Source organism: Arthrobacter sp. Dra40 (assembly GCF_059091905.1).
In genome coordinates this window covers 1-9,429 of record NZ_JBNHHB010000200.1, presented here as the reverse complement: position 1 = coordinate 9,429, position 9,429 = coordinate 1, and the positions used below count along the sequence as shown (strand labels likewise).

At 66.1% G+C, this 9,429-nt stretch carries 8 protein-coding genes, 1 tRNA gene and 1 rRNA gene; 4 read left to right on the top strand and 6 right to left on the bottom strand.

Annotated elements, in window-relative coordinates:
* Window positions 1-272: 272 nt before the first annotated feature.
* Window positions 273-346: transfer RNA gene (locus tag AC5RWT_RS30985), tRNA-Thr, on the bottom strand.
* A 126-nt stretch (window positions 347-472) separates the two neighbouring features.
* Window positions 473-1,351, bottom strand: coding sequence for a DsbA family protein (locus AC5RWT_RS30980; protein WP_494083560.1), 879 nt, complete (start codon window positions 1,349-1,351; stop codon window positions 473-475).
* Window positions 1,352-1,543: 192 nt separating this feature from the next.
* Between AC5RWT_RS30980 and otsA the strand changes: the two genes are divergently transcribed.
* The 4 genes from otsA (at window position 1,544) to AC5RWT_RS30960 (ending at window position 6,487) form a co-directional block, all read left to right on the top strand.
* On the top strand, window positions 1,544-3,001 hold the full coding sequence (gene otsA / locus AC5RWT_RS30975; protein WP_494044216.1) for an alpha,alpha-trehalose-phosphate synthase (UDP-forming): 1,458 nt from the start codon (window positions 1,544-1,546) through the stop codon (window positions 2,999-3,001).
* Window positions 2,982-3,794 carry a trehalose-phosphatase gene (otsB, locus tag AC5RWT_RS30970; RefSeq protein ID WP_494083559.1) on the top strand — a complete coding sequence of 271 codons (813 nt, stop codon included), beginning with the start codon at window positions 2,982-2,984 and terminating at the stop codon, window positions 3,792-3,794. The genes otsA and otsB overlap by 20 nt, the downstream gene beginning before the upstream one ends.
* A gap of 179 nt (window positions 3,795-3,973) precedes the next feature.
* Window positions 3,974-5,128 carry an ABC transporter ATP-binding protein gene (locus AC5RWT_RS30965; protein WP_494083558.1) on the top strand — a complete coding sequence of 385 codons (1,155 nt, stop codon included), beginning with the start codon at window positions 3,974-3,976 and terminating at the stop codon, window positions 5,126-5,128.
* 24 nt (window positions 5,129-5,152) lie between these two features.
* Window positions 5,153-6,487: a DUF4032 domain-containing protein gene (locus tag AC5RWT_RS30960; RefSeq protein ID WP_494083557.1), complete on the top strand. Its 1,335-nt coding sequence runs from the start codon at window positions 5,153-5,155 to the stop codon at window positions 6,485-6,487.
* Window positions 6,488-6,493: 6 nt separating this feature from the next.
* Here the strand turns inward: AC5RWT_RS30960 and AC5RWT_RS30955 are convergent, their stop codons facing one another.
* The 4 genes from AC5RWT_RS30955 to rrf all read right to left on the bottom strand — a co-directional run.
* Window positions 6,494-7,117, bottom strand: coding sequence for a class I SAM-dependent methyltransferase (locus tag AC5RWT_RS30955; RefSeq protein WP_494083556.1), 624 nt, complete (start codon window positions 7,115-7,117; stop codon window positions 6,494-6,496).
* Between the two features lie 111 nt (window positions 7,118-7,228).
* On the bottom strand, window positions 7,229-8,620 hold the full coding sequence (locus AC5RWT_RS30950) for an FAD-binding oxidoreductase (RefSeq protein WP_494083555.1): 1,392 nt from the start codon (window positions 8,618-8,620) through the stop codon (window positions 7,229-7,231).
* A gap of 147 nt (window positions 8,621-8,767) precedes the next feature.
* Window positions 8,768-9,253 carry an SRPBCC domain-containing protein gene (locus AC5RWT_RS30945; RefSeq protein ID WP_494044210.1) on the bottom strand — a complete coding sequence of 162 codons (486 nt, stop codon included), beginning with the start codon at window positions 9,251-9,253 and terminating at the stop codon, window positions 8,768-8,770.
* Between the two features lie 90 nt (window positions 9,254-9,343).
* Window positions 9,344-9,429: ribosomal RNA gene (rrf, locus tag AC5RWT_RS30940) — 5S ribosomal RNA — on the bottom strand; the annotation flags it as partial.

The window sequence follows — 9,429 nt, the reverse complement described above, 5'->3', positions numbered from 1 at the left end:
GCGCTGATCCTCGGACAACGAACTACATGCATGCATAAAACTGCTCCCCAGAAGTCGGAACTGAATTTCTCAGTCCAACTTCCGGGGAGCAGTTCACAGCAGCGGGGCCCTTCGCTTGCTCAGTTCGTTCTCTTCGGTGTGCTCAATGGTATTTCTATCCACTGGGAGCATGGCCGGCGGGGAGTATGAGCAAAGCGTGTGTTCACATGCTGACGGAGCATGTGAAAACCCCTCCCAACATGCGCTTTGTCTAGTCAGACAGGGGTTCGCGGAGCCCCCTGCCGGATTCGAACCGGCGACCCCCTGTTTACAAGACAGGTGCTCTGGCCAACTGAGCTAAGGAGGCGGGCTGGCCCGCGGGCCAGCGTGCCGGACAAAACCGGCTAGATAAGGGTAGCCCAGGCGGCGCCTCCCCGTGAAACTCGCAAGCCACCGCCTGGTCGCCGCGCCGGGAACCGGCGCGGCAGATGGATTAGGCGCGGGCGTCGATGACGCCCTGGGCGAACTGCTGGAAGTCGTTATCGGTGTTAGGATCCCACTTCTTTCCGTCCACGTAGACGGTCGGCGTGCCGCCCACCTGGTACTCGGAGAAGGTCTGGTTCACGAACTTGGCCCAGGGACGGAATTCGCCGTCGTCAATGCAGGAGGCCACGTCGGTGGCGCCTGCGGTTTCGGCAATGCTAGTCAAGGTGGCGTTGTCCAGCCCGGCCCCACCTTCGGTCGGCTGCTGGGCGAACAGCTGCGTCACGTAATCGTTGAAGACCTCAGGGTTGGAGTCGGCAACACAGGCCACGGCGTTGGCGGCACGGGACGAGTAGTTGGTGGTGGACACCCGATCGAGGAAGGTCGCCACCCGGTACTCGACGGTTGCGTCGCCGGAGGAGGTGAGGTCGGTGAGGTAGCCGCCGTACTGGCCTTCAAAGCTCTTGCAGACGGGGCAGCCCATGTCCACGTACATCACGATGCTTGCGGGCTCACCCTTGGGCGCGGCGGCCACACCGGCCGGAACGATGACGTCGCCTTGAGTGGAGGCGGGCTCGGGGATTTTCGCCACATCCACCTGGACAGGATCGGTGTCCGCCAGCCCGTTCTGGGTGACGGTGATGCCGCCAAATGCGTTGCCGTGCGCCGGCGCAGCACCTGCATCGGCAATCTGGCCGCGCTGGTTGGTGATCACCACTGCGGCAATCACACCAATGATCACCAGTACGGCGACCACCACCCCGCCCTTGACCAGCAGCGAGTTGCGCTTTTCCCGCTTCTGCTGGGCCTCGCGCATCTGGCGGGCCTTCTCGCGGGCCGCTGCGGTGCGCTCGGCCTTTGTCGGCTTTGGGCTGTTTTGGTGAGCCATGAATCCTCGCGTCTTGTCGGTGTGCTTCGCCCGGGCAGGGCACATCAGCACCAGTTTAGTTGCAACTTCAACGTTCAAACGGCATCAGTGGCCGCGTTCACGTTTGTACTTGAGGGAACGATCCGGGCAAGCGACAGGTTTCCATTCCTTATAAGGTCATCATCAGGACGACTTCACACAAAGGAGAGTCAATTGGCGGATTCCGCTCAGAACGGTAGGGACGCAGAAGGACGCCAGTATGGTGAGTACGACCTGATCGTCGTCTCCAATCGGCTGCCGGTGGACCACACCATCGATGAAAACGGGCAGGGCGTGTGGCGCCGGTCGCCCGGCGGGCTGGTCACGGCGTTGGCGCCGGTGATGGCCAAGACCGAGGGCGCCTGGGTGGGCTGGCCCGGTGTCCCGGACCAGCAGGTAGAGCCGTTCGACCACGACAATATGCATCTGGTGCCGGTGGCCCTCAGCGCCGACGACGTTGAGCTGTACTACGAAGGCTTTTCCAACGCCACGCTCTGGCCGCTCTATCACGACGTGACCGCCGCACCGGAATTCCACCGCACGTGGTGGGAGTGCTACAAAACGGTCAACCGGCGCTTCGCCGAAGCCACCGCGGAGATCGCCGCCGAGGGCGCCACCATCTGGGTGCAGGACTACCAACTGCAACTGGTTCCTAAGCTGCTGCGCGAGGCAAGGCCGGACCTGCGGATCGGCTTCTTCAACCACATCCCGTTCCCGCCGCTGGAAATCTTCGCCCAGCTTCCGTGGCGCCGGCAGGTAATCGACGGCCTGCTCGGCGCCGATCTGCTGGGATTCCAGCGGCCCAGCGACACCAGCAACTTCCTGCGCTGTGTGCGCCGCTTCAGTGGTTTCAATGTGCGTCAGCAGCAGGTGCAAGTAGAAAACAACGACGGCGGTGTCCGCCTCTGCAGGGCCGGAGCCTTCCCGATTTCCATCGATGTGGAGCACATCAGCGAGCTGGCCCACCGGCCGGATGTGATGGCCCGGTCGGAACAAATCCGGCACGAACTGGGCGACCCAGACACCGTGCTGCTGGGCGTGGACCGGCTGGACTACACCAAGGGCATCGGGCACCGGATCAAGGCCTACGGCGAACTGCTCGAAGACGGCAAGGTGGATGTCGAGAACGCGGTGCTGATCCAGGTGGCCTCGCCCAGCCGCGAGCGGGTTGAGTCCTATCGGCTGCTCAGGGAGGAAATCGAGGGGGCTGTCGGCCGGATCAATGGAACCTTCGACACCCTGGAGAACACCGCCATCCGCTACCTGCACCACAGCTACCCTGTGGAGGAGATGGTGGCGCTCTATCTGGCCGCCGACGTGATGCTGGTGACGGCGTTGCGCGACGGGATGAACCTGGTGGCCAAGGAATACGTGGCCTCCCGCAAGCATGCGGACGGGGCGCTGGTGCTCAGCGAGTTTGCCGGTGCCGCCGACCAGCTCAAGCAGGCGATCCTGGTCAACCCGCACGACATCGACGGGCTCAAGGAGGCCATTCTCCGGGCGGTCAACATGCCGCCGGCCGAGTCCACCCGCCGGATGCGGGCCATGCGCCGGCAGATCCTGCAGAACGACGTGGAGCACTGGTCGCGCTCGTTCCTGAAGGCCCTCGAGCATGCGGGGACGCGTGACTGAGCGCGTCGGCGACGCCGCCGTCCCGGCAGAACTGCGGGCGGCGCTGGAGGACCTGGCCGAAACGGAGACGTTGCTCATCGCGCTGGATTTCGACGGCGTGCTGGCACCGATCGTGCCGCGGGCTGAGGACGCCCGGCCGCTGCCGGCCTCGGCCGCTGCCGTCGCCGCACTGGCCGACCTGACGCGGACGACCACCGCCTTCATCTCCGGCCGGGCGCTGGCCAGCTTGCGCGCCGTGGCATCACCGGACGCCCGGACCCTGCTGATCGGATCCCACGGCGGCGAAGTCTTCACCGGTCCGGACAGCCCGCCGCTGGTACTGGACGCGTCCCAGCGGCGGGCGCTGGCAGCCGCCACCGCCGTCGTCGGAAATGTCGTGGCTGCCCACCCGGGCACGAGGCTGGAAGCCAAGCCGGCCGGCGTCGTACTCCATACCCGCACCGCCGCCGACGATGTGGCAGCGGCCGCCACGGAGCAGGCCAGGTCCGCGCTGCAGGAGATCCCCGGGTTGCAGATCAGCGACGGCAAGCGCGTGCTGGAGACGTCTGTGCTCAGCGCGGACAAGGGCCAGGGCATCGGCCTGCTGCGCACTTTCACCGGCGCCACCGCTGTCTTTTTCGCGGGCGACGACGTCACCGACGAGCATGCCTTCGCCGTCCTGCGGGACACCGACGTCGGCATCAAGGTGGGTCCGGGCACCACCGCGGCGCACTACCGGGTGGAGTCCCCGCAGGCGTTCGCTGCCGCGCTGGCCCTGCTGGCCGAACTCCGGGCGGCCGCGCTGCAGGTGTAGCACCGCCGTGGCGGCACGGGCTGCTCACCGGCGCTTCGGCGGGTGCTTTGACAGTCGTGGCATACTAAGGGGCGTGAGCCACCTCACTCTCTGTGGGCGCGGCGAGCGGCTTGAAAATTGAACATTCACCCATCACTACGGATCGTCGGGCACGTACCTGCCCGTGAAGGGAAAACAACATGGCAACGGTAACGTTCGATCATGCCTCGCGCCTGTACCCGGGCACCGAGAAGCCCGCGGTGGACAGACTCAATCTGGAGATTGCCGACGGCGAATTCCTGGTTCTGGTCGGCCCATCCGGCTGCGGCAAGTCCACCTCACTGCGGATGCTCGCCGGACTCGAAGACGTCAACGCCGGGCGGATCCTGATCGGCGACCGGGACGTGACCGATGTGCCGCCCAAGGACCGCGACATTGCGATGGTGTTCCAGAACTACGCGCTCTACCCGCACATGTCCGTGGCCGACAACATGGGCTTCGCCCTGAAGATCGCCGGCGTGTCCAAGGAAGAACGCGCCGAGCGGGTCCGCGAGGCCGCCAAGCTGCTGGATCTGGAAGAGTACCTGGACCGCAAGCCCAAGGCCCTCTCCGGCGGCCAGCGCCAGCGCGTGGCCATGGGCCGGGCCATCGTGCGCAACCCGCAGGTGTTCCTGATGGACGAACCGCTCTCCAACCTTGACGCGAAACTGCGCGTGCAGACGCGCACCCAGATCGCCTCGCTGACCCGCCGGCTGGGCGTCACCACCGTCTACGTCACCCACGACCAGGTGGAAGCCATGACCATGGGCGACCGCGTTGCCGTGCTCAAGGACGGCGTCCTGCAGCAGGTGGACACCCCGCGAGCCCTCTACGACCGGCCGGCGAACGTGTTCGTGGCCGGCTTCATCGGCTCCCCCGCCATGAACCTGCTGGAACTGCCGGTGACCGACGACGGTGTCCAGTTCGGCGGCCTGACCTATCCGGTGCCGCGGGACCTGCTCGGCGAAGCGCACGGCAGCACGGTGACGCTGGGCGTCCGTCCGGAGGATCTGGAACGGGCCGAGGACAACCAGGGGCTTGGGGTGTTCGTGGACGTGGTCGAAGAGCTCGGCGCCGATGCCTACGTCTATGGGCACACCGAGTTGGACGGCAAGCGCTACGAGATCACCGGCCGGGTCGACGGGCGGACGCCGCCGGTAGCCGGGAGCACCGTCTACGTGCGGCCCAAAGAGGGGCACGTGCACCTGTTCGACACTCAGACCGGGCTGCGTTTGGGCGAGCATGCACCCGGCACTCCGGAAGCCTCGGTGGAGGACCTCAACGTCCCGGTGGAGGCTGGAAAGACAGCCGACTAGGTCCATGCCTAGGATGTAGGCACTATGGCTGCTCACTCCGGCACCGGCGGCCCTGTCCGGGGCACCGCCGACACGGCTCTGTCCGGTGGGGCCGCGGCGATCGCTTCCTTGAGCATCACTGCGGCCACCACCGACGAGCGGCTTCTTGACCTGCCGTGGCATCTGGCCTTGGAAGAATGGCCGGCGGAAAACTTGGCGGCGCTGCCTCGAGGCCTGTCCCGGCACGTGGTCCGGTTCGCTCCGCTAGGTGCGGGCGTGGTGGCCATCAAGGAGACCAGCGAAGAGCCAGCACGGCACGAATACCAGATGCTGCGGAAACTGCAGCGGCTGGGCATACCTTGTGTGGAACCGGTGGCCGTGATGACGGGACGCATGCGCACCGACGGTTCGCCCCTCAAGCCGGTGTTGGTCACCCGGCACCTTCGCTTCTCGCTCCCCTACCGTGCCCTGTTTTCGCAGACACTGCGGCGGGAGACCCTAACCCGCCTGATCGATGCGCAGGCGCTGCTGATGGTGCGCCTGCACCTGATCGGTTTCTATTGGGGCGATGTCTCGCTGTCCAACACCCTTTTCCGCCGCGACGCCGGTGCGTTCGCGGCGTACTTGGTGGACGCCGAAACCGGCGAACTGCACCCGCAGCTCTCCAACGGCCAGCGGGAACACGACCTTGAGATAGCCCGGGTGAATATCGCGGGCGAGATGATGGATTTGGTTGAGGGCGGCCTGCTGGAAGACAAAGTGAATCCGGTGGCGACCAGCGAGCGCATCATGGATAGCTACCGCAAGCTCTGGGCGGAGCTGACGGCCGAGGAGTCGTTCGACCTAGGCGAGCGGTGGCGGGTCAACGCCCGCATCCGGCGGCTGAACGATCTGGGGTTCGATGTTGAAGAGTTCTCCATCAAGAGCACGGCCGACGGAACCAGCATCCGGCTCCAGCCCAAGGTGGTAGACGCCGGGCACCACCAGCGCCGACTACTCCGGCTCACCGGGCTGGACGTCCAGGAGAACCAGGCACGGCGGCTGCTCAACGACCTTGATGCCTACCGCGCGGACCACTATTCGGAGCAGAGCGAGGAAGTCAGCGCCCACAGCTGGGTCCGCCACGTCTTCGAGCCCATCGTCAAAGCGATCCCACGCGAGCTGGCGGGAAAGCTGGAACCGGCCGAAGTGGTCCACGAGGTGCTCGAGCATCGTTGGTACGTCTCGGAAGACCAGGACCGCAACGTGCCGCTGGCGGAGGCTGTCCAGTCGTATGTCGATTCGGTGTTGCGCCACCGGCGGGACGAGGCGGCCATCATGCTGAATCCGGATGAGCAGACCGCTGCCGCCCTGGACGCCGCCGAGACCGACGAGGGCTGAATCCCCTTAAGCTTGCTGCTGCCCTGCCATCTTGCTGAAGACCGCCACCAGGAAGTCCGACGTCGGCGTGAACGGCCGCAGGTCCCAAGTCGACAACCGCAAGTCCGCTGCCAAGCCGGCGGTGGAAGCGTCGGAGAAGAACTCGTCGAAGTCGTAGCCTCGGCCCGCCCCGAAACCGGTCACGAGCCGGCCGCCGGGAGTTAGGTGGGCGGCCAAGTTGCGCAGCACTTCGCCCGAGGTACCCGGGGCGAGGAAAGTCAGCACGTTACCGGCACTGACGATCAGGTCGAACGGCTCGGCGATGCCTTGGGCGGGCAGATCCAGTTCGGCCAGGTCGCCCACCAACCAGGTGCAGTCCGGATGGTCCTTGCGGGCTGCTTCGATCAACTCGGGATCCACGTCGACGCCCACCACTGTGTGGCCCCGACGGGCCAGTTCTCCGCCCAGCCGTCCCGGGCCGCATCCGGCGTCGAGGATCCGGCTGCCGCGGGGCACCATCGCATCGACCAGCCGGGCTTCACCGTGCAGGTCGGTGCCTGCGGCCCGCATCTGTTCGAAGCGCTGGATGTACCACGCCGAATGCCCCGGGTTCTGGCGCTTCATTTCTTCCCACAGCGTCTCTTTCCTCATGGCACCAGCCTACGCGCGGGGCAACCACTTGCCGCCGGGCACGACCGGCAGTCGGCTGGCCGGCAACGTAGATCTCCGGTCCATCAGCGGCCGCGTCCCGAGCCCGGCAGCTCAGGACGGGATCCGCTCCGGCACGGCCTCGGGCAAGGCCTTGCCCGGGTTGAGCAACCGCCGCGGGTCAAACACGTCCTTCAGCCGGCGCTGCAGTTCCATCACCACTTCGCTCTGCTCGCGCCCCAGCCACCGGACCTTGTACTGCCCCACCCCATGCTCGCCGGTGATCGTGCCGCCCAGGGCCAGTCCTACATCGATGGACTCGTCCAGCGCCGCGTTGAGCGCCGGCACCTTCGCCACGTCCCCGGGGCCCACCCAGAAGGTCGGATGCAAGTTGCCGTCTCCGGCATGTGCCACCACCTTGAGTCCGACTCCATGCCGTTCGGCGATTTCCTGCAATTGGTCGATGTAGTTCACGAGCTGGGAACGAGGCACCGCCACGTCCTCGCCGACCCGGAAATCGTCGTCTACTTCGGCTCCGCGGCTGTGCCGGCGCAGATCGACCAGCCGGACCGCCTCCGCGGCGTCAGCCGTCTTGATGTCGCCGCCAAGCCCGCCGAGCACCTCGCGAATGATGCCGGCTTCCACTGCGGCCCCATGGCCGTCGGTCTGGATCAGCAGCAACGCCCCACCCCGGCCACGAAGGCTCGAACCCTGCTCTTTGTCCAGCTGGGCCAACGTGTGTCCGTCCAGCAGCTCCATGATTGCGGGCTGTACCCGCGCCCGGCCCACGGCCAGCACTCCGGCCGCGGCAGCCGCTACATCGGGGAAAAATGCCGCCACCGTTTCCACCGCAACAGGCAGGTAGCGCAACCGGACCGTCGCACCCACCACTACGCCCAGAGTTCCCTCCGATCCCACGAACAGTCCGGTCAAGTCGTAGCCGGCAACGCCCTTGAAGGTCCTGTGGCCGGTGTGAATCAGGGTTCCGTCCGCCAACACCACGTCGAGTGCCAGCACGGATTCGCGGGTCACGCCGTACTTCGCGCAGCGCAACCCGCCTGCGTTCGTGGCGATGTTCCCGCCAATCGTAGAGAGGCGGTAGCTGGCCGGGTCCGGTGCGTACATCAGCCCGAACTCGGCCACCGCGGCGTTCAGGTCGGCGTTGATCACGCCAGGCTCCACCCGAGCGATCTCGTCCTCGGGATGGATCTCCAGAATCCGGTTCATGCGTTCCAGATTCAACACCAGACACCCTTCCGTGGCGTGCGCGCCGCCGGATACGCCCGTCCCGGCGCCACGGCATACCACCGGCACCCCGGCCGCTTGGGCTGCGCGCATCGCCATCTGCACGTCCTCCACGGTCTGTGCCCGGACGACGGCGATGGGCAGCTGATGGTCGAGCACCGGCCCTTGGTCGACGGCGCAGGCGGCCAGATCTGCCGGTTCGGTGCTGACAATACCGGCGGGCAGCGATCGCAGAAGCCCGGCAAGGAAGGAATCGGTCACGGTCTCAAGGCCTCCAGTGGTAGTTCGATGAGGATCTCCTGCCGGCGAGAACCGGCAGTTGCTATTCGCCTGCCAGAATTGGCCAATCAGTGGCACAGGCAGCTCGAAAGAACGGACGTTCTCCGGGGCCGGCCCGGGACACTGGGCTCATGCCGGGCCGCCCATGAATCGGACATAGCGGCCGATCACCTCGGGCCACCCCTGGGCGTAGTCGGCCCGCTGCTGCTGGCCGTCTGGCATATTTTCCCAGCCCGAGTGGACCAAAAGGATTTCCGTGCGGCCCGGGGCTACTTCCGCAAAGTCGACCCGCAGTTCTCCCGCTGTCGCCGGGCTCGTCCCCGGGTGCCAGGTTAAGCGCAGGTGGCTGTCGGGTACCCAGTCCAGGATTTCGCCCCAGACATGGACCTCGTCCTCAATGCTCGTTTCAGTCAGGACTTTGTCTTCGAATTCCACGTGGCTGCCTTCGCCGGCCACGCTGTAGCCGTCGACCGGCCACCACAGGTGAATGAGGTCGGTGAACCCCTCGAACGATTCCCTGCCGTCCCGTGCGACTGTCACGCGGCATTGCACCGGTTCCGCGCTCTTGGCTGGTTCGGGCTCCCGTGGGGCGTGGGAGAACAAAGATGTGTCCATACGCCCCAGCCTAGTCTGGCTGGGGTGGTTGGTGGGTTAACGGGGGAAGGCCCCGCCGTCGTTGGCGGGGCCTTCCCTGGTGTAAAGAATGTCCGGCGGTGACCTACTCTCCCACACCCTCCCGAGTGCAGTACCATCGGCGCTGTGGGCCTTAGCTTCCGGGTTCGGAATGGGAC

What these genes read in the sequence shown, in the direction of transcription:
- AC5RWT_RS30980 (WP_494083560.1), bottom strand. Translation starts at nt 1,351, where the DNA reads ATGGCTCACCAAAACAGCCCAAAGCCGACAAAGGCCGAGCGCACCGCA.
- otsB (WP_494083559.1), top strand. Translation starts at nt 2,982, where the DNA reads ATGCGGGGACGCGTGACTGAGCGCGTCGGCGACGCCGCCGTCCCGGCA.
- AC5RWT_RS30965 (WP_494083558.1), top strand. Translation starts at nt 3,974, where the DNA reads ATGGCAACGGTAACGTTCGATCATGCCTCGCGCCTGTACCCGGGCACC.
- AC5RWT_RS30960 (WP_494083557.1), top strand. Translation starts at nt 5,153, where the DNA reads ATGGCTGCTCACTCCGGCACCGGCGGCCCTGTCCGGGGCACCGCCGAC.
- AC5RWT_RS30955 (WP_494083556.1), bottom strand. Translation starts at nt 7,117, where the DNA reads ATGAGGAAAGAGACGCTGTGGGAAGAAATGAAGCGCCAGAACCCGGGG.
- AC5RWT_RS30945 (WP_494044210.1), bottom strand. Translation starts at nt 9,253, where the DNA reads ATGGACACATCTTTGTTCTCCCACGCCCCACGGGAGCCCGAACCAGCC.